Origin of the sequence: Streptomyces sp. 2A115 (genome assembly GCF_052245575.1) — a bacterium.
GTDB lineage: Bacteria > Actinomycetota > Actinomycetes > Streptomycetales > Streptomycetaceae > Streptomyces.
Genome location: NZ_JBQQCG010000022.1, coordinates 21,674 through 42,358, shown reverse-complemented (window position 1 = coordinate 42,358; position 20,685 = coordinate 21,674). Strand labels below are relative to the sequence as shown.

Genomic DNA, 20,685 nt, shown 5'->3' with positions numbered 1-20,685 from the left:
CCGTCTGGCCCCAGGGCGATCAGCCGAAGCGTTCGATCCGGATACGGTCCACCGGCTGGCCCGCGTCCACCAGCAGGCGTGAGGCATGCTCGGCGAAGTCGTTCGAGCCGCACACATAGGCCTCCCACCCACCCTCGGGCCGGTCGGCCAGGAGTGCCGCCACATGTGCGGCCGACACACGCCCCACCGGCACGCCCTCCGGCGCGCCGCGTGTGAACACGGGCGTGGTCTCGGAGCCGTACTCCGGTGCGTAGATCAGCTCCTCGGGGCTACGCGCCGAGACGAGCAGCCGCAGCGGCACCGACAGCCCTCGAGCGCGATGATGGCGGACCATCGACATCAGCGGTACGACACCGGAGCCCGCGCCGATGAGCAGGGCCGGCCGGTCGCCGGGCCAGGCGAAGAACCCGCTGAGCGGTCCGCGCACCTCGACCTCGTCGCCGGGCTCGGCGACTGTGTGGAACCAGCCGGACACCTCACCGCCGGCGACATGGTCGAGGGTGAGCTCGATGTGCCCGGCGTCGTCGGGCGGCGAGGCGATCGAGTAATGCCGCTGGGCGACGTAGCCGTCGCCCGCCCTGAGCCGCAGCATCAGGTGCTGCCCGGGCAGGTGACCCGTCCAGCCGGGCACGACGAACCGGAAGGTCGCCGCGCGCGGGGTCTCCCGGCGGATCTCGGTGAGCGTGGCGCGCTGCCAGGCGGCCGCCGCCTGCCCGCTCACGGCGATCCGGCCGGGCACGGCGAAACGGGACGGAGGCGTGAAGGACGCCGGGGGTGTGGCGGCCGAGGGTATGAACGCCGTCGAGGGCGTGGAGATCTCAGTCACCGGAGTAGCGCTGCTCTTCCCAGGGGTTGCCGCGGTGGTGGTAGCCGTTCTGCTCCCAGAAGCCCGGCTCGTCGTGGCCGAGGATCCGGACGCCCGCGATCCACTTGGCGCTCTTCCAGAAGTACAGGTGCGGCACGAGCAGTCGCGCCGGACCACCGTGCTCGGCGGGCAGCGGCTCGTCGCCGTACTCCCAGACGATCCAGGCGCGCCCGCCGGTCAGATCCGCCAGCGGGAGGTTCGTGGTGTAGCCGGTGTGCGAGTAGGCGACGGCGTGCGTGGCCTCCGGCGCCGGGCGGACGAGATCGAGGAACGCGTCGAGCGACACGCCCCCGAAGCGCACCCCGAACTTCGACCAGCTCGTCACGCAGTGGATGTCGCCCTCGTACGCCGACGGCGGCAGCGCGTGCGCCTCGTCCCAGGTCCAGGTGCGTTCCTCGGCGACCAGGCCGTCAACGGTGAACGTCCAGTCCGCGGGCGCCAGTTCGGGCGTGACCTCGGCGGACAGGACGGGCCAGTCGTCGCCCGTGTCGTACTGACCGGGCGGCAGTCCGGCATCGGGGACGCGTGGGCGCCCGGTGAAGCCTCGGGTGACGTTCATGCGGGTAGTGCCTCCAGGCCGTCGGAGCCGCGGCCCTTGATCGTCGCGTACGTCATTCCACGGTACCGGGCCCGTCCGCGCATCCCGCCCCCGGATCGTTGCGGCCGTATGAACACCCCGCCGCCCGCAGCCCCGGGAATAGCAGCCCCGTGATCTTCCTTGCCGATAATGCCCACCTCGGCGCGAAGGAGAGTGAGGGAGCAATGCCCAAGGCGTACGTCTTCACGCGGTACGGCGGTCCGGAGACAGAAGCGCTCGTCGACCAGGACCGGCCGGCCCCCGGGCCCGGCCAACTGCTGGTCGCCGTACGGGCGGCGGGCGTGAACCCCGTCGACTGGAAGCAGCGCGTCGGTTACCAGCGTCCCGGCCAGCAGCGGCGCGAGCTGCCCGCCGTGTTCGGCAACGAGGCCTCCGGGGTCGTCGAGGAGATCGGTGACGGCGTCACCGGCTTCGCGGTCGGTGACGAGGTCTTCGGCAACCCGGTCGCAGGCGGATACGCCGAGTACGCGCTGTTCCCCGTGACGGTGATCGCGCACAAGCCCGCCGACATCTCCTTCACCGACGCCGCGGCCCTGCCCGTCGCGGCGGCGACCGCGTACGACGGAATCCGCCAGCTGGACCTGCCGGCCGGCGCGACCCTGCTGGTCACGGGCGCGGGCGGCGGGGTCGGGGTCGCGGCCGCGCAGATCGCCCACGCCGACGGGGTGCGCGTCATCGGTGTCGCCGGCGGGGGCAAGAAGGACCTGGTCGAGTCGCTCGGGGCCGTGCACGTGCCGTCAGGTCCGGACTTCGTCGAGGGCGTACGCGCCGTGGCGCCCGGCGGGGTGGACGCCGTCTACGACCTGGTCGGCGGGGAAGTCCTGGAAGCCGCGGCCGAGTTGCTGACGGACCGGACGAAGTTGATCACCGCGGGCGGCAAGGACATCGTGGCGCGGCTCGGTGGCTCACCCGTCGTACGGGCCCGTACCGCCGCCGTGCTCGACGAAGTGGCCAAGCTTGTGGTCGACGGCTCGCTGCGGCCTCTCGTGACGCGGACCTTCCCGCTGGAGCGGGCGGCCGAGGCCCTGCGAACCGTCGAGGACGGCCACGCCCGCGGCAAGATCGTGATCGAGGTCGGCATATGAGCGTCCGGGCACGGTGGGAGGCCGAGCGGAGCTCCAGTCGGGGGCGGCATCCGCTGGACAACCCCGCGTACGCCTCGCTGACCGGCCCGCACGCCCACTTCGCCGAGCGTCGAGGTCGCGTGCTGCGCTACCCCGTCGACATGGCGCCCTGGCTGGCCCTGCCCGACGACCCGGACGCCTACGACTGGGCGGACGTCGCGGAGCTCGCGGGCCCGGGCCAGGAGATCGTGCTGGCCGCCTTCAGTGGGGAGATCCCGGCCGGCTGGGACGTGACGTTCGACATGGAGGGCGTACAGCTCGTGGACGACGGGCTGGCCGCCGCACCGGACCCGGAGGCCGTACGGCTCGGTCCGGCCGACGTCCCGGAGATGCTGGCTCTGGTCGAGCGCACCAGACCCGGTCCGTTCCTGCCGCGTACCATCGAACACGGCACGTATCTCGGGATCCGCCGGGGCGGCGCCCTCATCGCCATGGCGGGGGAGCGGCTGCACCCGCCGGGCTGGACCGAGATCAGCGCGGTCTGCACTGACCCGGACTTCCGTGGCGAAGGCCTGGCCGCCCGGCTGACCCTGGCCGTCGCCCACGGCGTACGCACCCGCGGCGAGACTTCGTTCCTGCACGCCCATGCCGGCAACACCGGCGCCATCCGGCTCTACGAGTCGCTGGGCTTCCGGCTGCGGCGCAGGACGAGGTTCGTGGGGGCGCGGGTGCCGGAACGGCTGGGGGACGGGCAGGTGGTGGGGTCGGGTGGTGACTCTCTCAGGGAGCCGACCGGGTAGCGGCCGCCCCCCGCCGACCGCGTTCGCGCGTCGCCTCAGTCGCCGCGGGCGCGGCCTCACGCGGCATCCCGCCCGCCCCGTTGTACCGCAGCAGATACCCCGCGAACCGCTCCAGATCCTCCTCGGGCCAGCCCACCAGCCGCTCACGGAACGCCACCCGGCGGCTCACGGTCACCTGGGCGAGGATCTCCGTCCCGGCCGGCGTCAGGTGGAGTACCTGGACACGCTGGTCCTGCGGATCGGCACGCCGCTCGATCAGTCCGGCCTCTTCGAGAGCCCCCACCTGCCGACTCACGGTGGACTTGTCCAGGGCGTAGTGCGCGGCCAGGTCGGTGGCCCGGCAGCCGCCGCTCTCCTCCAGATGACCGAGCAGCGTGTACGAGACCAGGGACAGCTCTGGATGCAGCCGTCCCGCCGATGCCCGGGCACGCCGAGCGAAGGCCGTCATCTCGCGGTGGATCGTCTCGATGGCCTCGTCGGCTGCGTTCATGGCTCTTCCCTTCCAGTTCAAGTTGCATACTACAACTAGTGGTTGTGTAATGCAACTAGATGGCTTTGGTGGGGTCCGAGAATGAGGTGAAGGCGTCCGTGCGCACAGCCGGGATCCGAACTTCGCCAGAGGCCGCGGCCGTGTAATGTTGCCGTCCGGCTGTGGATCGCCCCAGCCGTTGAGGGACCAAGGAGGTGAGCCCCATTACCGCTGTGTCAGTTCGGGTGCTCTCGCCTCAAGGCCTCACCGGCATCAGGTGACCTCGAGGGCGCCCTTCGGCTTCCCGAAAGGCTCTCGGCTTCCATGCCACCTTCTTCCGCTTCTCACGCAACGGTCGTCACCGCGCTTCGTTCCGCGGGCTGTGTCTTCGCCGAGGACGAGGCGCGGCTGATCGTCTCCACCGCCCGTACTCCGGTTCAGCTCGCCGCCATGGTGGACCGCCGCGTCGCGGGCCTGCCCCTCGAACACGTCCTGGGCTGGGCCGAGTTCAGCGGCCTGCGCATTTCTGTGCGGCCCGGGGTCTTCGTGCCCCGCCGTCGCACCGAGTTCCTGGTCCAGCAGGCCGTGGCCCTCGCCTCCGAAGCGCCCGTCGTCGTGGACCTCTGCTGCGGCTCGGGAGCGGTGGGTGCCGCACTCGCCGCGTCCCTCCCCGGCGCCGAACTGCACGCCGCCGACATCGATCCGACCGCGGTGCGCTGCGCCCGCCGGAACATCGGTGCGCGCGGCCATGTCTACGAGGGCGACCTCTTCGATCCGTTGCCGCGCGCTCTCCGGGGCCGCGTCGGCGTCCTGGCGGCCAACGTGCCGTACGTCCCCACCGGGGAGGTCGGGCTCCTGCCGCCGGAAGCCCGCGACCATGAACCTCTGGTGGCGCTCGACGGGGGAGGGGACGGGCTCGATGTCCTGCGCCGCGTGGCCGCCGAGGCCCCCCTCTGGCTGGCCCCCGGCGGCAGCCTCCTCGTCGAGACGAGCGAACGCCAGGCGGACCTGGCCGTCGAGACCTTCGCCCGCGCCGGTCTGATACCGCGACTGGAGGTCTCCGAGGAGCTGTACGCGAGCGTGATCATCGGTATGCGGCCCTGACCGGGGCTCAACAAGTCCGGTGCGCGGGAGCGCCCTTTGGGGGAGGCGCTGGGAACTGCGACCAACCGGGGACGGCCCGAAGTTTCCGACATGCTTCCCGCGGAGCGCTCGGCGTCGGTGAGGCCCTGGTCACATCGGCCCCTCCGTCTTTATGCAACTAGTTGCATAAAGCGCGGCCCGTCGTCTACAACAGGAGTGACGACACCGCGTACGGAGGGGCCGATGACCCGTTACCCGCACCTGCTGAACCCGCTCGACCTCGGCTTCACCACGCTGCCGAACCGCGTACTCATGGGCTCCATGCACGTCGGTCTGGAAGAGGCCGAGCGGGGCTTCGAGCGCATGGCGGAGTTCTACGCCGCCCGGGCGCGTGGCGGCGTCGGCCTCATCGTCACCGGCGGCATCGCCCCGAACGAGGCGGGACGGCCGTACGACGGCGGCGCCAAGCTGACCACGGAGGCGGAGGCCGAGGCACACGCCGGGATCACCGCCGCCGTGCACCGCGAGGGCGGCCGGATCGCCATGCAGATCCTGCACTTCGGCCGGTACGCCTACCACGAGAACCTGGTCGCGCCGAGCGCGATCCAGGCACCGATCAGCCCCTACCTGCCGCACGCCCTCACCGACGACGAGGTCGAGCGGACGATCGACGACTACGCCCGGGCCGCCCGCCTCGCCAGGCGGGCGGGCTACGACGGAGTCGAGATCATGGGCTCCGAGGGCTACCTGATCAACGAGTTCATCGCCGCCCAGACCAACCACCGCGAGGACCGGTGGGGCGGCTCGTACGAGAACCGCATGCGTTTCCCCGTCGAGATCGTCCGGCGCGTACGCGAGGCGGTCGGCGAGGACTTCATCGTCATCTACCGGCTGTCGATGGTGGACCTGGTGCCCGGGGGATCGTCCTTCGACGAGGTGATCACCCTGGCCAAGGCCGTCGAGGCGGCCGGGGCGACCATCATCAACACCGGCATCGGCTGGCACGAGGCGCGGATCCCGACCATCGCGACGTCGGTGCCGCGCGGTGCGTACGCCTGGGTGACCAAGAAGGTCATGGGGGCGGTGTCGATCCCGCTCGTGACGACGAACCGCATCAACACCCCCGAACTGGCAGAGGAGTTGCTCGCCGACGGCTACGCCGACATGGTGTCGCTGGCCCGCTCGATGCTCGCCGACCCCGACTTCGTCGCCAAGGCGGAGGCCGGACGCCCCGAGGCCATCAACACCTGCATCGGCTGCAACCAGGCCTGCCTCGACCACACCTTCAGCGGCAAAATCACGTCGTGCCTGGTGAACCCACGAGCCTGCCACGAGACGGAGCTCGTCCTCACACCGACCCGCCTGCGCAAGCGAGTTGCCGTGGTGGGCGCCGGACCGGCCGGACTCGCCTGCGCGGTCAGCACCGCCGAGCGCGGCCACGACGTCACCCTGTACGACGCCGCGGGCGAGATCGGCGGCCAGCTGAACGTGGCCCGCAAGGTCCCCGGCAAGCAGGAGTTCGACGAGACGATCCGCTACTTCCGCACGCAGCTCGAACTGCACGGCGTGGACGTACGGTTGAACACTGCGGTCACTGCCACGGACGTATCCGAGTACGACGAGGTCGTCGTCGCCACCGGCGTCAGCCCGCGTACCCCCGAGATCCCCGGCGTCGACCACCCCAGCGTCGTCGGCTACCTCGACGTCCTGCGCGGCGGCGCCCCCGTCGGCGACCGGGTCGCGATCCTCGGCGCGGGTGGCATCGGCTTCGACGTCGCCGAGTTCCTGACCGACAGTGGCGACAAGGCGAGCGAGGACCCGGCGACGTACTTCCGGCACTGGGGCGTCGACATGGACTACCGCGCGCCCGGCGGCCTCGGCACGCCCGACAGGCCCGCCCCGCCGCGCATGGTCCATCTGCTCCAGCGCAAGGCGTCCAAGGTCGGCGCCGGACTCGGCAAGACCACCGGCTGGATCCACCGCACCGAGCTGAGGCACCGCGGCGTGACCATGGTCCCGGGCGTCCAGTACGACCGAATCGACGACGCCGGTCTGCACGTGACCGTCGACGGACGGAGTTCCGTCCTGCCGGTCGACACGATCGTCCTCTGCACCGGCCAGGACCCGCGCCGAGACCTGTACGAGGAGCTGAGCGCGGCGGGCCGCAGCGTGCACCTCATCGGCGGCGCCGACGTTGCCGCCGAACTGGACGCCAAGCGCGCCATCAAGCAGGGCACGGAGCTCGCGGCGGCGCTCTAGGCCCGACAGGGACTGGGGGCGTACGGCCCGTCTTTAGGATGACGCCATGTCACTCCCGCACGCGATCCTCACCGCCCTGCTCGAAAAGCCGTCGTCGGGCCTTGAGCTGACCCGCCGGTTCGACAGGTCGATCGGCTACTTCTGGTCTGCGACGCACCAGCAGATCTATCGCGAGCTGGGAAAGCTGGAGGCCGAGGGCTACATCAGGGCCCTCCCGTCGGAGCAGCCGGCCCGCGGGCAGAAGAAGCGGTACGAGGTCCTGCCCGACGGCCGCGCCGAACTCGCCCGCTGGACCGCCGCGTCGCAGGACCCGAAGCCCCTGCGCGACACGCTGCTGCTGCGGCTGCGGGCCGCGGCGGTGGTCGGCACCGCGGGCATCGAGGCGGATCTGCGTCGCCATCTCGACCTGCACCAGCGGCAGTTGGCGGAGTACGAGGAGATCCAGGAGCGGGACTTCCCGCCGGGCAAGGAGGCGCCCCAGGACCGCCTCCAACACCTCGTCCTGCGTGCGGGGATCGACCTGGAGACCTTCTGGACGCGCTGGCTGACACATGCGCTGCAGGAGTTCGAGCGGCTGCCCGCGGAGGACCCGGCCTCCTGACGCCCCGACGTCCGTGTGCGTTGTGGGGGACAGCGACGGCCCGGGCCTCGACCTTGACCGGGGTGCCGGACCGCCGCTGTGTTCAGAGCCGATGCGGCTTGGAACGCCGACGCAGGACCCAGACCGTGGCTCCGGTGCCCGCCACGACCAGGACCCCTCCCACCACGTAGGTGACGGTGCCGTAGTCCTTCCTACCGCCGCCCATACCGCCCATGACTCCGAGCGACGGAGACGGAGACGGAGACGGGGACAGAGACGGGGGCGGGGACGGGGGCAGAGACGGAGACGCGGTCGTGGAGATGGTGGGCGTCGAGGCCGGGGAGACGATGACGGACTGGGTGCCCGCCGTCGTGCCGTCGGCGCAGACCACGATGACGGTGTAGGTGCCGGCGGTGACGTTCGACCAGGCGGCGGACTGACTGGTGCTGTTTCCGGACAAGGTCGCCTGGCGGCCCTGCGCGAAGTTCGTCTGGCCGCCGGAGAGCAGTGAGGCACTGCCCATCGAGCCGTTGGCTCTGGTCACGCACGTGGTGGTGGTCACCTGCACCGTCGATCCACTGGTGGTCACATTGATCTGCGTGGGCACCGCGGTGGCCTGCCCGGCGGTGAGGGCCAGCGGCAGCGCGGCGGCGGCCGCAACGGTCAGGCCGGAGCGGACGAGTATCTGAACGGTACGCATAGGACTGCCCTCCGACGGCACGGTTGGCGGTACATCCCATGCGCCGCCGAGGGTTGGGAAACAGCCGTGCTGCCTTCGCACCGAGCCAATGCGACCATCCCCGGGTCCGCACGCGGACCGCGACCGAGCAGGTGACGAATTCCTTCGTCCGGCCGACCGCCGATGGGTGTCACCGGGGTCGGCCGGCGTCCTCCCGGCGACCGGTCACCAGGTGCGGCCGGCCGCCAGCAGCCGCTCCCGGACGAGCGCGACATGCGGGTTGTCCGGTACCCCGGGCCGTTGCACCAGGTACACGGTGTTGATCGGCGGGTCCTCGGGGACCAGAAGGGGGACCAGCCTGCCGGAGGCCAGTTCGTCGAGGCACAGATAACGGGGGAGCACCGAGATCCCGGCGCCCGCTACCACCGCCGCGAGAACGCCGCGCAGATCCGGCACGGTGATCGCGGCCTGACCGGTCAGCCGTACGTCGAAGACGTGCCGCCAGTAGCGCCGCGCGATGGGCAGATCCTCGGCATACGTGACCAGAGGCGCCCGGTGCAGCGTGGCGGGCCCCTCGGCGGCCACCCGGTCCGGCCCGATCCGGTCGGCCCACTCGGGCGCGGCGACCAGGATGAACTCCTCGTCCGCCAGCGGCACCGCGCTCAGCGTGCGCCCGCGCGGCCGTGACGTGGCGATCATCAGGTCGAAGCGGCCGCCGCGCAGCCCCTCCAGCAGACCGTCGGTCAGCCCGGTCGTGACCCGCAGCCGCACCCCCTGCCCGGTCAGCGGGGCGAGGACGGGCAGCACCCGTGTGCACAGCAACTCGGCGGGCCCCGCCACATGGACCGGATCGGGCACCAGGTCCGCCCCGAACCCGCCCCGGTCCGTGACCACCGCGAGCGCGTCCAGCGGCGTCGCGACCTGCGCGGCCAGCTCGTCCGCGACCGAGGTGGACACCACTCCGCGCGGCCGCCGCTCGAACAGCTCCCGCCCCAGCTGGTCCTCCAGGGACCGGATCTGCGTCGTCACCGTCGGCTGCGACAGCCCCAGAAACCGCGCCGCCGCCGTGAACGACCCCGCCCGGTGGACGGCGAGAAAGGTGCGCAGCAGCGAGAGATCGAGCGGCCCGGCGGAGCCGGTGCCATTGGAATCCCTATGGGCCATGCCATGAATCCTAGGCTGCCCCTATGGCCCGGCGGTTCCTGCGCTCACCGTCCGCCCCGTAAGGGGCGCGAGGAACTGCGCGACCAGCCCCCACCGGCCCGCACCCGCGGCGGAGCCGCACGTCGATACAGCATCACCGTTCTTCCAGCGGAGCGCTCAGGCCTCGCCTACGGCCGAGCCGCTCCCGTGGTCACCGTCCGCTCCGCCGAGAAACCGCCCCAGGTCCCGTCCGGCAGCTTCGCCCTGATCCGCACCCGCTGCGTGACCCCGGCCTCCCGCCCCACGTAGAAGCTGTACGTCGCCTTGTCGCGGGGCGGCGTCCCGCCCCAGACGAGCGAGGTGGCCGGCTGCCCGTCGAGTTGGATCTGGTACTCCGTGATCACCCCGTCGATCATTCCGGCGTTCGGCGGGATCCACGACAGGTCGAGGTAGTACGCGCCGTCGGCGCGGTGCGTCGTCGCACGGAACCCGGTCGGCGCCGTGCCTGCACCCGTACCCTCCCCGTCGTCGGAGCCCGCCGCGGTGGTGATCCGGACGGCCTCGCTCGCGGTCGAGACGTTGTCCGCCGCGTCGCGTGCCCGGACGGTGAAGGAGTAGCGCGTGCCCGGCCGCAGCCCGGTGACCACGGTCGCCGTCTGACCGCCGTCCACGCTGTGGATCTTCGTTGTGCCCTGATAGAGGTCGTACGAGGCCACGCCCCGGTCGTCCGTGGACGTGCCCCAGGACAGCTGGGCGGCCCGGCTTCCCGCCGCCTTGCCGCGCGGCCGTTCCGGGCGGCTGGGCGGCTGGTCGTCGGCGGCGGCCGAAGCGGGCGTCGTGGCCCGTACACGCTCGCTGGGCGGACCGAGCCTCCCGTCGGCGTCGCGCGCTCGTACGGTGAAGGCGTAGGAGGTCGACGGCTTCAGCCTGGTGACGTCGACCATGTGCTGTGCACCGGGTACCTCCCGCACCTTTGTGGTGCCGCGATACACCTCGTACTGGGCGATCGCGGGTTCCCCGGAGGCCCGGTTCCACATGACGTGCACGCTGGTCGCGCTGCCGGCGGCCGCGGTGACGCCGGCCGGGGCCGTCGGCAGCCGGCCGCCCCCGTCGGTGTCCTGCCCGCCCCAGCCGCAGGACACCACCACGAGCAGCGCGCCGCAGACCACAACGGCTCGCAGGGGAACGCGTCGCACGGGCCCTGCCCTCCCTCGACGGCATTGGTCCGGACCAATATGGCCCCGTCGCCGTGACGACATCAAGAGGGCCGTCGTTGGCCGTGCCGGTGGAACGTTACGTATGCTGATCCTCTTCACGGCTGAACTCGGCCTCGTCGCAGGGGAGTTCAAGCCGAACGGTGCGGACGCTGTCGTCGCTGATCCCGCGCCGGCGAGGGCGGCCGGGGGGGCCGGAGGCGACCACGCCTCCGGCCCCCCCGGCCCCCGACGAGACGTCAGAGAGCGTGCACCGTACGGACCCCCAACGGTGGCCACGTGATCGATTCGACCCCAGATTGGGCTGAGTGTCCGTCAGTGCCGCCCAGGAGAGGGTCTTATCGTGCGTGCCCAGTCGCTGACGCTGGCCGCGGCCGGCGCCGCCCTGCTCGCCCCCACCGCGCTGCCCGCCACCAACGCCGTTCCCGCTGCCGTCCTGCCGCCCGAGGCCGTCCACGAGCGCGAGGGGAACGTCCGGGCCGCGGACCTCCTGGCCGCGGTACGCGGCTGCGCGCCCGTGTCACGCGGGCGCTATCGCGGCGACTACGGGACGCCCGCGACCATCCCCGTCTGCGGAAAGCGCGGCGCCGTCTTCTGGAAGGCAGACATGGACATCAACTGCGACGGCCGACGCGGTCCCCGCTGCAACCGGCGCACCGACCCGCTCTTCTCCGCCGCCACCGCCTACCAGCAGTCCGACGGGCGCCACCTGAGCGCCGAGCGCCTGCCGTACGTCGTCGTGCCCGCCCCGAGCCGCATCTGGAACTACCACAAGCACGGGGTCCGGGGCGGCACGGTCGCCGCCGTGATCCACCGCGACCGCGTCCAGTACGCGGTCGTCGGCGACGTCGGCCCACGGGGCATCATCGGCGAGGCGTCGTACGCCACGGCCCGGGCCTTCGGCATCCGCCCCGACCCCCGGGGCGGCGGTACCGCCTCAGGGGTCACGTACATCCTGTTCAAGAACTCCAGCGCCTCACCGATCGAGAACCACCGGGCGGCTGTCGCCCAAGGGGAGCGACTGGCACGGGAGTTCATTCGACGCAACTGACGCAACTGGCAACTGACGGACGCGACGGAACCGACGGACGCGACGGAACCGAGCGGGGCGGGGAGCGCCGTGATCCGGCGGGTGTCACACCTTCCGATAGGTGTACGCCTCCGAAGCCGCTGCCTCCACCGCCGCCAGGTCCGCCCCGGCCGACGCGGTGACGACCGCCGCCACGGCGCCCTCGACGAAGGGGGCGTCCACCAGCCGGGTGCCCGCCGGGAGTTCGTCGCCCTCGGTGAGGAGGGTTTTCACGGTGAGGACCGCGCTGCCGAGATCGGTGAGGACGGCGACACCGGCGCCGCGGTCCACGGAGGCGGCCGCGGCGGAGATCAGCTCGGCGCTGGTCCCCAGGCCACCGCCCTCGACACCGCCCGCCGGGGCCACCGGAGCCGTCGTACGGCCGCCCGCGAGCCCCGTCGCCAGCTCGGCGACCGAGGCGGCCACCGCGGCGCTGTGCGACACGAGCACGATGCCCACCAGTTTCTCGCCGCCTCCCGCCGCACCCGTCACGTCACTCACCTGCCGTCTCCGCGAGCGCCGCGACCAGGAGTGCCGAGGAGGTGGCACCGGGGTCCTGGTGCCCGATGCTGCGCTCGCCCAGGTAGCTCGCCCTGCCCTTGCGGGCCTGCAACGGCGTGGTCGCGAGGGCTCCCTCCTCGGCGGCGGCCCGCGCCGAGGCGAAGGACTCGCCGAGCGCGTGAACCGCGGGCACGAGCGCGTCGATCATGGTCTTGTCGCCGGGCGCCGCCCCGCCGAGCTGCATCACCGCGTCCACGCCGGTGCGCAGCGCGTCAGTGAGCTCCTGCTCGCTGACCTCGGCCGCGTCACCGAGCGCCTTGCCGGTTCGGCGCAGCAGGGTGCCGTACAACGGACCCGACGCACCGCCCACCGTCGAGATCAACTGCCGTCCGGAGACCATGAGGACGGCGCCGGGCGTGTCCGGTGCCTCCTTCTCCAGCGTGGCCGCCACGGCCGTGAAGCCGCGCTGCAGATTGCTGCCGTGGTCGGCGTCGCCGATCGGCGAGTCGAGGGCGGTGAGCCGTTCGGACTCGCGATCCACGGAAGCGGCGGTCGTCGTCATCCAACGGCGGAAGAAGTCGGCGTCGAGCACTGAATCTCCTTGCGGGGTAAGGGGGTTGCTGAGGGTGCGGCGGGCCGGTGCGCTCTCACATGCCCCAGCGCAGACCCGCCGTACTCACCGGCGCGTCCCACAGCCGCAGCAGGTCCTCGTCGATCTGGCACAGGGTCACCGAGGCGCCGGCCATGTCGAGCGAGGTGACATAGTTGCCGACGAGCGTGCGCGCCACGGGGACTCCGCGCTCGGTCAGCACCCGCTGCACCTCCGCGTTGAAGCCGTACAGCTCCAGGAGTGGGGTGGCGCCCATGCCGTTGACCAGGACCAGGACGGGGTTGCGGGGGTTCAGGTCCTCCAGGATCGCGTTCACCGAGAAGTCGGCGATCTCCCGCGAGGTCATCATCGCCCGCCGCTCACGGCCCGGCTCGCCGTGGATCCCGACGCCCAACTCCAGCTCCCCGGGCGGCAGATCGAAGGTGGGGCTGCCCTTGGCCGGTGTGGTGCACGCGCTCAGCGCGACGCCGAAACTGCGCGAGTTCTCGTTGACCTGGCGGGCCAGCGCCTCGACCCGCTCCAGCGGTTGGCCCTCCTCGGCCCCGGCGCCCGCGATCTTCTCCACGAACAGCGTCGCGCCGGTGCCGCGGCGCCCCGCCGTGTAGAGGCTGTCGGTGACGGCGACATCGTCATTGACGAGAACCTTGGCGATCTGTACGCCCTCGTCCTCGGCCAGCTCCGCCGCCATGTCGAAGTTGAGCACGTCACCGGTGTAGTTCTTCACGATGAACAACACCCCGGCGCCGCTGTCCACGGCCGCCGCCGCCCGCACCATCTGGTCCGGCACCGGGCTCGTGAACACCTCGCCAGGACAGGCCGCCGACAGCATCCCCGGACCCACGAACCCGCCGTGCAGCGGCTCGTGCCCCGAACCACCGCCCGAGACGAGCCCCACCTTCCCGGCCACCGGAGCGTCCCGCCGTACGATCACCCGGTTCTCGACGTCCACGGTCAGCTCGGGATGCGCGGCGGCCATGCCTCGCAGCGCATCCGCGACGACCGTCTCCGCGACGTTGATGAGCATCCTCATGGGTACCTCCTGGTGGGCTCGGCAGGCGGGGCCCCGTCCTGCGTTTGCTGGTCAGAGTAGGTAAGGCTAGTTGTCGATCTCGGCGATCCGTGGCGGCTCATGGCGGGTTGTGGCGGTGCTGATGCTGACTCGATGCTGACTTTGGTGACGGGATGTCAGGTCCTCGTTGTGAGTCGGACATGCGGCGGCTGGAGTACTGCTGTGGGCAGTATCAACCTTGGGGCAGCGAAGGTCACCTGCGCCTGCGCCGTGGCTTACCCCTACAGTGCACCTCGCGGTTCGGGTGACGTCGTGCCGCCCGTTGAACCGCGCCGTCGAACTGCCACCTCGTCGAGTGGCCGCCAAGAGCGGAAGGTCAAGGCACCGCGCGTGCTCCGGTTTCGGGGTGGTGCCGGCCAGCGGGTTCTTGGTCTGCTGGTGGTACGGCGCCCGCACCCCGTGAGCTGCGGCGATGATGCAACGCGTGGCATTCGCGGCTGGTCCGGTCCGCTTACGGTTCGATCTTGGCTGTTCCATCGAGCCGCGTCCAGGGCAGGGGCTGAACGCCAGGTCAGGGCCTCACGGTCCGGGGGAGTCCGCACAGTTGGTGAGACCTGCCTGAGAGCGCGTGGACGACGAAACCCCGCCGGTTTGCCAACGGGGCTTCGTCGCGCGGCGGTTACGACGGCGTGCAGTGTCCGGCGTGGGTTCCCTTGCACTCCGGCTCTCCGCTTTCGAGCACGCGGAGCAAGGGCGCAGCGTGTGCAGGCTGCGGCTCTCCGTCTGCCCCCGGGACGGCCGCCGGCTCAGCGTAGGCCGGCGAACAGGTCGTTCTCGGGCAGGGGCACGCCGGTGGTGTCGTGGACCCGGACGAACGTCTCCACGCCCATGAGCTGCGTGAACCTCTCCTTGCCCATCCGCAGGAAGAAGATGTTCTCAGCCTGGCTGGCATGCGCGGCCAGCGCGTCGAACTTCTGGCTGCCGAACTCAGTGGTGTCCACCCACGTGGTGATCTCCTCGTCGGGCAGGCCGATTTCGGGCTCCGCTCCGGCCTCGGACGGATCCGGCTCCTCCCAGTCCCCGCCGAACTCGCGCACGATCTGCCCGAACTCCTTCATCATCGAGTGCGGCGCCGTCGTCCAGTACACCTTCGACGCCATCCCGGTCAGCGACAGCGCTGCCATCGTGATCCGGTTCGCCTGGATGTGATCGGGGTGGCCGTAGAACCCGTTCTCGTCGTAGGTCACGACGACATCAGGCTGGTAGCGCAGCATCAGTTCGGCCAGCCGGGCGGCTGCCTCATCCACGGGCGTACTCCAGAACGATCCGGGCGCGGTGTTGGCCGGCCAGCCCATCATCCCGGAGTCGGCGTACCCGAGCAGCTCAAGATGACCGACCCCCAGGACTTCACAGCTCGCTTCGAGCTCGCCTCGACGCATCACGGCAACGGCAGCCGGATCATGCCCTGGGTCGCCGGGCTTGGCACCCCCCGGACCATCACCGCAGCCACCGTCGGTACACGTGACGAGCACCGTGCGGACGCCCTCCGCCGCATAGCGCCCCAGGACACCCCCCGTTCCCGTAGCTTCGTCGTCCGGGTGGGCGTGCACTGCCATCAGCGTCAAAGGCCGGTCAGCCATTAAATCCATCCCCTGGTCGGTCAAGCGATCAGTGCCAGTCTGCGGCACCAGGGGTACGTGACCGCCCGCAGACCGCCGAGTCCGTCCGGTATCCCCCAGTATCCGACCGGCCTGGGTTCACCCGCTGCTGCCCTTCAACTGATCATTTCAGAACGGGGGCCGCGGCCGGGGACAGACCCTTCTGGGAGGGAGAGCCTGGTCACACCGCCTGCGGCCACAGCGCAAGAACTGCTTGAGGGTCTCGTCGATCGTCGGGTGGCGGAAGGTGAAACCCTCCCGCGGCAGGCCCGTGGGCACCGAACGGCAGCTGCCGGTGATGCCCGAGGCGAACTCGCCGAGCGCGACGCGAAGCGCGGCGAAGGCCGGAGGAGCGCGGCGGCGAAGGCCGACACGGTGCCGTTCTGCGTGTCGAGCGCGGGATTCTTCAGCCGTCGACGGGCCACATGGCGGGGCGGGCCGCAGTTGATCAGAGCGTCCGACCCCGCATCCGGTCCATCGACATCTGGTCCATCGACGGGTCGGACATCTCCAGGCCGGGCAGCAGCCAGTCCTGGAACGGGGCGAGGACGGCGAGGACGAGAAAGACGACACCGACCGCCCAGCTGAGCCAGGGGCCGCCGCGCCACAGCTTCTCCAGGAAGATCACCGAGGCCAGTCCCGCCATCGCGGCCACGTTCATGAAGCCGAGCGGGATCAGGACGATCATCAGGCCCCAGCAGCAGCCGACGCAGTAGAGACCGTGGTGCGCGCCCACCCGCAGATCCTTCGCCCACGGCCGGAAGCGCGCGTACCGCAGCAGCTGGAACATCGGGCTGCGGCAGTGCCGCAGGCAGACCCGTTTCAGCGGGCCGAACTGCTGCAGTCCCGCGAGCAGGAACGCGCCCGCGCCGATCCAGCGGCCCGCGCCCGGGTCGTTGTCGACGATGCGCCCGGTCGCGGCCAGGGCCCCGTATGCGAGCAGCCCGAACCCCGTCCAGGCGAGCAGGTAACCGCCGACGAACTCGGCCGTGCGCAGGGCCCGGACGCGGCCCGCGGTGCTGCGGCGGATCGCCTGCACCCAGGTAAGGGCGACGGGCGCCAGCGACGGCAGCATCATCGCCGCCATCATGACCACCCACAGGAGGAGGAAGAGCGGGAGTGCCAGCCCCATGGTGCCGGGCTCCATCCCCATGTCGCGGGACTGTGCGACCGTGAGCAGCCAGGCCAGGGCGGCGATCAGCACCAGGAGAACCCAGCCGAGAGCCAGCTCACGCCTCAGCAGCAGCACTCCCGGCCGGGTGGGTGCCGGCGGAGCGAACCGGAGACTGGGCATGGCACGCCTCCCAAGGTCGCCCACGGCCCGATGAGCGCAGTGGCCCGCGCAGCTCCGGGGCTGCGAAACGCCGGGAAGTGCGGCGAGTACCGCGCAGCCATCTCCAGCAGAGCACAGAATCGCAAGCCTCAAAAGCGGAAGGCTGGGAAGCGGCTGCTCCAGGTGGTGACCGGACCTACCCCGTGCGGCGGCCCTGCGCAGGACCGGGGCTCCTCGCCGGGCAGGCGCATGCTGGAGATGAGGCCGCTCCGCCGTCGTGGCCGGCGGGCTCTGCGCGGGGACAGCCTCGTCGCTCCTGGAACCTTGCGGTAACGGGATTTGGAGGGCAGCGACATGACCGAAGCAACCACCAGCCCGGCCTGGCGCCTGGTCGGCGACTGGTTCGACACCTGCAAATGCGCCATCCCTTGCCCCTGCACGTTCGCCCAGCCCCCGACCGAGGGCGACTGCGACGGGGTGCTCGTCTGGCACATACGCGAGGGCCGGTACGGGGACGTCCGGCTCGACGGGCTGAACTTCCTGATGCTCGGGTCCTTCACGGGGAACATCTGGGCGGGCGAGGCCACGGACTCGTACGCCGCCTTCTTCGTCGACGAGCGCGCCGACGACCAGCAGCGTGCCGCGCTCGGCACGATCTTCAGCGGTGAGGCGGGTGGCTGGCCGAAGGAGTTCAACCAGCTCGCCCCCTTCGAGGTGCGCGGTATGCAAGTCGCCCCCGTCATCGTGGAGATCGACGACGACCTGGGGTCGTGGAGCGTCGAGGTTCCCGGCCACGTCACCGCCCGCGCCGAGGCCCTCGCCGGTCCCACCACACCCGCCGGCGCGCGGGTGCAGGTCCACAACGCCGGCGGTGCCGAGGTCGGCCCGGGCCAGATCGCCACGTGGGGCCGTGCCACGACGGACCAGGCCGACGCCTTCGGCTTCAGCTGGGACCGAAGCGGCAAGTCCAGCAAGCATTTCCCGTTCGACTGGAGCGGCCCGGACTGACCGAGCGACCCTGTTCCATGCCCGACCGGAGTGCAGGCCGAACGTCCACCTGTCCCCGATGGCCTCCACAGCGGCATCGATGGGCGGACCGTCCGAGCCCTCGTTCCGCGGAGCTGAGCCCGACCTTGCCACCCCCGGCCTCCCAGCCCCGTTCCCGGAGCAAGGCGGCCGTCAGTGGTCCGTTGTGTGTCACTCGGGCGTGTTCTGGGGCCGGGCACTGGTGCCGCCGGGCGGAGGCGGAATGTAGATCCCCGCGTGAAGGTCGGGACCGGATGTAGATCCCCGCGTGAAGGTCGGGACCGGACGGCCATTCAGGTCTTGCCGTACTCGTCGTGGCGGCGCAGCCAGAACATCTCCGCGCCCTCCTCGTGGCGGCCCCTCGGCGTCCGGTCGAGGAGGCCGTAGTAGGCCATGGCAGGCTCGAGTCCGCGCGCGGTGGTGACATACGTCCGGTAGACGGTGCCGTCCGAGAGCGCGTAGGCGCTCAGCCCGGGCCCCTCGGTGACGTACCCGAGCACGTCCGTGCCGGTCGCCTCTGCCATCTGGCTCACGGTCGGCGGGATCTCGCCATCGAGGAACCCCCTCAGCTCCTCCTCGGTGTACTGGAAGCCGAGATCGCGGTGAAAATCACCGCCGCCGGAGGAGACCCAGCCGAGGCTCCAGCCCATCCGCTCCCGATAGGCGAGGAGCTTGTCGAGCGGCGCCCGCGAGGAGCAGATCAGCGTCACGTCGCGCGCGTTGAGGTGAACCGCGTTGGGGTCGAGGGTGTCCGCGATCGAGGAGCAGACCGGGCATCCGGCCTCGTACGGCGGACCGAACATGAAGTGATAAATGAGCAGCTGTGAGCGCCCGTCGAAGAGGTCCACGAGCGACTTGGTGCCGTCCTCGGTCTGGAAGCTGTAGCCCTTCTCGACCCGCACCCAGGGAAGCTCTCTCCGCTTCCGCGCGAGCTCGTCGCCGCGCCGGGTGAGCTCCTTCTCCTCCGCGAGCAGCTCCTGGCGGGCCGCCTCGAATTCCTCCTGTGTGCCGACCCTGTGCTCGGGCATCGCCTTCTCCCTCCTGCGCGGGAGCAGACCACCGGCGCTTGCGGTCGCGCAGCGGCTGCCGGCAGTGCCTGCACCGACGCACCCGTCCGGCCTCATTTCCACCGTACGCGCGCGGCGGCGGGTCTTCGAGGCAGCTACGGCTGACACCGGCCTGGCCGGTGCCTTCGCCTGGCTCGCCGCGACGACGCTCATCGCGGGGGCAGGTCGCCGGCCGTCGCGCCCGTGGGCTGCCCCCGAGCACGACTCACTGCCACCATGGCCGTGGCCGTCGGTACCGCGGCGCCTCGCCGGGCGCCGGCCAGGTGGGGATGCCCGGCGTCGAGGCCGGTGTGCTCGTGCTCCACACCGGCCTCCGCGACCGTGTGTCGCGCGGCCCGCGACGGCCACAAGCGCACCGCTAGCAGCGCCGAGGCCAGGGCGATCGTGCCCAGGCAGAGCACGGCCCATGGGAGCCCGGCCGTCGCGCCCAGCCACCCGGCCAGCGGATACGTCAGCAGCCAGCAGCTGTGCGAGAGCGAGAACTGGGCGGCGAACACCGCCGTACGCTCCTGGGGCAGCGCCGAGCGGCGCACCAGCCGCCCGGTCGGTGTGAGCACCATGGAGCAGGCGGCACCGAATGCCGCCCAGGTGGCCAGGAGTGCGGGCCAGCGCCAACTGCCGCTTGGGGCGGTGGAAATGGCGCCGAGTGTGGCGAAGACGAGCGAGAGCAGCAGGGCGCCGCAAAGCATCACGGCGCGGTCCGAGACCTTGTCGAGGAGGCGCGGCAGGAGAAGCGCGACGATCATCGAGCCCGCGCCGTAGGCGCCGAGCGCGAGCGGGACCGCCCCAGTGGACAGGCCCAGCACGTCGCGTACGTAGACCACGGAGTTCACCGTGACCATCGCGCTGGCGGCGGCGACCGCGAGGTCCAGGGCGAGCAGCGCACGCAGTTGCGGGACGGCGAGGAAGAGGCGGGTGCCTGCCGTGGCCTTCGCGTAGGCGCTGCCGGTGCGCGGGGCGGTGGGCGTCGGTTTGGGCAGGGCGGCGGAGACGACCAGGGCCGCCGAGGCGAGGAAGCCGAGCATGGTGCCGGTGAACAGCCAGTTGTAACCGATGACCGACAGCAGGGCCGCGGCGAGCGCCGGGCTGAGGAGGTTCTCCAGGTCGTACGCGAGCCGCGACATGGACAGAGCCCGCGTGTAGTCGCGCTCCTCGGGCAGTACCTCGGGGATGACGGCCTGGAACGTCGGGGTGAACGCGGCCGAGGCGGACTGGAGCAGGAAAACCAGGACGTACACCTGCCAGACCTGGTCGACGAAGGGCAGGAACAGCGCGACCCCGGCGCGGGTCAGGTCCGTCGTCACCATCAGCGCCCGGCGCGGCAGCCGGTTGGCTGTCGCACCGATGGCCGGGGCGATCAGGACGTAGGTCACCATCTTGATCGCGAGCGCGGTGCCGAGCACCGATCCGGCGTCGGAGCCGGCGATGTCGTACGCGAGCAGACCGAGCGCGACGGTGGCCAGGCCGGTGCCGACCAGGGCGATGACCTGGGCGGTGAAGAGGCGGCGGTAGGTGCGGTTGCGCAGGACGGCGAGCATGCGGCGGTCTCTCCCTGGCCACGGCGGTCGGGTCGGCGCCTCCGAGTGTAGCCTTCATGTGCGCACTTGCGCACATGAAGACGGGAAGGTGCCGGCTGACCGGTGTCCGTGCGCCCCGGCCGGCTGGCTCTGGGGGTGTTTGGTGTTTCGAAAGTCCCGTGTGGTGCCCGCGGTGTCCGG

Annotated in this window: 21 protein-coding genes; 7 read left to right on the top strand and 14 right to left on the bottom strand. The window is 71.3% G+C overall.

The genetic code is table 11. From position 1 onward, the window contains the following. Positions 1–19: 19 nt before the first annotated feature. Positions 20–826, bottom strand: coding sequence for a ferredoxin reductase (locus ACTWQR_RS20600; protein WP_443228583.1), 807 nt, complete (start codon positions 824–826; stop codon positions 20–22). Then, positions 819–1,424: a sulfite oxidase-like oxidoreductase gene (locus ACTWQR_RS20595; RefSeq protein ID WP_443228582.1), complete on the bottom strand. Its 606-nt coding sequence runs from the start codon at positions 1,422–1,424 to the stop codon at positions 819–821. The genes ACTWQR_RS20600 and ACTWQR_RS20595 overlap by 8 nt, the downstream gene beginning before the upstream one ends. A gap of 203 nt (positions 1,425–1,627) precedes the next feature. Between ACTWQR_RS20595 and ACTWQR_RS20590 the strand changes: the two genes are divergently transcribed. Beyond that, entirely contained in the window at positions 1,628–2,548 is a 921-nt protein-coding gene (locus tag ACTWQR_RS20590; RefSeq protein ID WP_443228581.1) for an NADP-dependent oxidoreductase, read from the top strand. Then, positions 2,545–3,327, top strand: a complete 783-nt coding sequence (locus ACTWQR_RS20585) for a GNAT family N-acetyltransferase (RefSeq protein WP_443228580.1) — start codon at positions 2,545–2,547, stop codon at positions 3,325–3,327. Before ACTWQR_RS20590 ends, ACTWQR_RS20585 begins: the two co-directional genes overlap by 4 nt. Here the strand turns inward: ACTWQR_RS20585 and ACTWQR_RS20580 are convergent. After that, entirely contained in the window at positions 3,308–3,817 is a 510-nt protein-coding gene (locus tag ACTWQR_RS20580; RefSeq protein WP_443228579.1) for a MarR family winged helix-turn-helix transcriptional regulator, read from the bottom strand. The two genes, ACTWQR_RS20585 and ACTWQR_RS20580, sit on opposite strands and share 20 nt — an antisense overlap. A gap of 303 nt (positions 3,818–4,120) precedes the next feature. On the opposite strand from ACTWQR_RS20580, the gene ACTWQR_RS20575 reads away from it, so the two are divergent. The 3 genes from ACTWQR_RS20575 to ACTWQR_RS20565 all read left to right on the top strand — a co-directional run bounded on the left by ACTWQR_RS20575 (position 4,121) and on the right by ACTWQR_RS20565 (position 7,739). Continuing rightward, positions 4,121–4,900: a putative protein N(5)-glutamine methyltransferase gene (locus tag ACTWQR_RS20575; protein ID WP_443228578.1), complete on the top strand. Its 780-nt coding sequence runs from the start codon at positions 4,121–4,123 to the stop codon at positions 4,898–4,900. Positions 4,901–5,122: 222 nt separating this feature from the next. Then, a complete protein-coding gene (locus ACTWQR_RS20570; protein ID WP_443228577.1) occupies positions 5,123–7,138 on the top strand; it encodes an oxidoreductase in 2,016 nt (671 codons plus the stop codon). 46 nt (positions 7,139–7,184) lie between these two features. Beyond that, positions 7,185–7,739, top strand: coding sequence for a PadR family transcriptional regulator (locus tag ACTWQR_RS20565; RefSeq protein ID WP_443228576.1), 555 nt, complete (start codon positions 7,185–7,187; stop codon positions 7,737–7,739). A gap of 82 nt (positions 7,740–7,821) precedes the next feature. On the opposite strand, the gene ACTWQR_RS20560 is transcribed toward ACTWQR_RS20565, so the two are convergent. From ACTWQR_RS20560 to ACTWQR_RS20550, 3 genes are all read right to left on the bottom strand, one after another. Then, positions 7,822–8,418: a hypothetical protein gene (locus ACTWQR_RS20560; protein WP_443228575.1), complete on the bottom strand. Its 597-nt coding sequence runs from the start codon at positions 8,416–8,418 to the stop codon at positions 7,822–7,824. Between the two features lie 204 nt (positions 8,419–8,622). Continuing rightward, positions 8,623–9,561, bottom strand: a complete 939-nt coding sequence (locus ACTWQR_RS20555; protein ID WP_443228574.1) for a LysR family transcriptional regulator — start codon at positions 9,559–9,561, stop codon at positions 8,623–8,625. Positions 9,562–9,728: 167 nt separating this feature from the next. Beyond that, complete coding sequence (locus tag ACTWQR_RS20550) at positions 9,729–10,736, bottom strand: fibronectin type III domain-containing protein (protein WP_443228573.1); 1,008 nt, start codon at positions 10,734–10,736, stop codon at positions 9,729–9,731. A gap of 361 nt (positions 10,737–11,097) precedes the next feature. Between ACTWQR_RS20550 and ACTWQR_RS20545 the strand changes: the two genes are divergently transcribed. After that, positions 11,098–11,805 (top strand): glycoside hydrolase family 75 protein, encoded by a 708-nt coding sequence (locus ACTWQR_RS20545; protein ID WP_443228572.1) that lies wholly within the window; start codon positions 11,098–11,100, stop codon positions 11,803–11,805. A gap of 84 nt (positions 11,806–11,889) precedes the next feature. Here the strand turns inward: ACTWQR_RS20545 and ACTWQR_RS20540 are convergent, their stop codons facing one another. From ACTWQR_RS20540 to ACTWQR_RS20515, 6 genes are all read right to left on the bottom strand, one after another. Beyond that, positions 11,890–12,324: a PTS fructose transporter subunit IIA gene (locus tag ACTWQR_RS20540; protein WP_443228571.1), complete on the bottom strand. Its 435-nt coding sequence runs from the start codon at positions 12,322–12,324 to the stop codon at positions 11,890–11,892. Further along, on the bottom strand, positions 12,317–12,916 hold the full coding sequence (gene dhaL, locus ACTWQR_RS20535) for a dihydroxyacetone kinase subunit DhaL (protein WP_443228570.1): 600 nt from the start codon (positions 12,914–12,916) through the stop codon (positions 12,317–12,319). The genes ACTWQR_RS20540 and dhaL overlap by 8 nt, the downstream gene beginning before the upstream one ends. 55 nt (positions 12,917–12,971) lie before the next feature. Then, complete coding sequence (gene dhaK / locus ACTWQR_RS20530) at positions 12,972–13,964, bottom strand: dihydroxyacetone kinase subunit DhaK (protein WP_443228569.1); 993 nt, start codon at positions 13,962–13,964, stop codon at positions 12,972–12,974. A gap of 785 nt (positions 13,965–14,749) precedes the next feature. Next, entirely contained in the window at positions 14,750–15,583 is an 834-nt protein-coding gene (locus ACTWQR_RS20525; RefSeq protein ID WP_443228568.1) for a PIG-L family deacetylase, read from the bottom strand. A 147-nt stretch (positions 15,584–15,730) separates the two neighbouring features. Then, positions 15,731–16,045, bottom strand: coding sequence for a DUF1731 domain-containing protein (locus ACTWQR_RS20520; RefSeq protein WP_443228662.1), 315 nt, complete (start codon positions 16,043–16,045; stop codon positions 15,731–15,733). A 4-nt stretch (positions 16,046–16,049) separates the two neighbouring features. Continuing rightward, complete coding sequence (locus ACTWQR_RS20515) at positions 16,050–16,895, bottom strand: DUF2182 domain-containing protein (RefSeq protein ID WP_443228567.1); 846 nt, start codon at positions 16,893–16,895, stop codon at positions 16,050–16,052. 333 nt (positions 16,896–17,228) lie between these two features. Between ACTWQR_RS20515 and ACTWQR_RS20510 the strand changes: the two genes are divergently transcribed. Continuing rightward, on the top strand, positions 17,229–17,882 hold the full coding sequence (locus ACTWQR_RS20510) for a DUF1326 domain-containing protein (RefSeq protein WP_443228566.1): 654 nt from the start codon (positions 17,229–17,231) through the stop codon (positions 17,880–17,882). A 311-nt stretch (positions 17,883–18,193) separates the two neighbouring features. On the opposite strand, the gene ACTWQR_RS20505 is transcribed toward ACTWQR_RS20510, so the two are convergent. Both ACTWQR_RS20505 and ACTWQR_RS20500 read right to left on the bottom strand, forming a co-directional pair. Beyond that, positions 18,194–18,928, bottom strand: a complete 735-nt coding sequence (locus ACTWQR_RS20505; protein ID WP_443228565.1) for a DUF899 domain-containing protein — start codon at positions 18,926–18,928, stop codon at positions 18,194–18,196. 188 nt (positions 18,929–19,116) lie between these two features. Beyond that, the gene (locus tag ACTWQR_RS20500) at positions 19,117–20,505 is read right to left on the bottom strand and encodes an MFS transporter (protein ID WP_443228564.1); all 1,389 of its coding nucleotides are present in this window, start codon (positions 20,503–20,505) and stop codon (positions 19,117–19,119) included. Between the last annotated feature and the right edge of the window lie 180 nt (positions 20,506–20,685).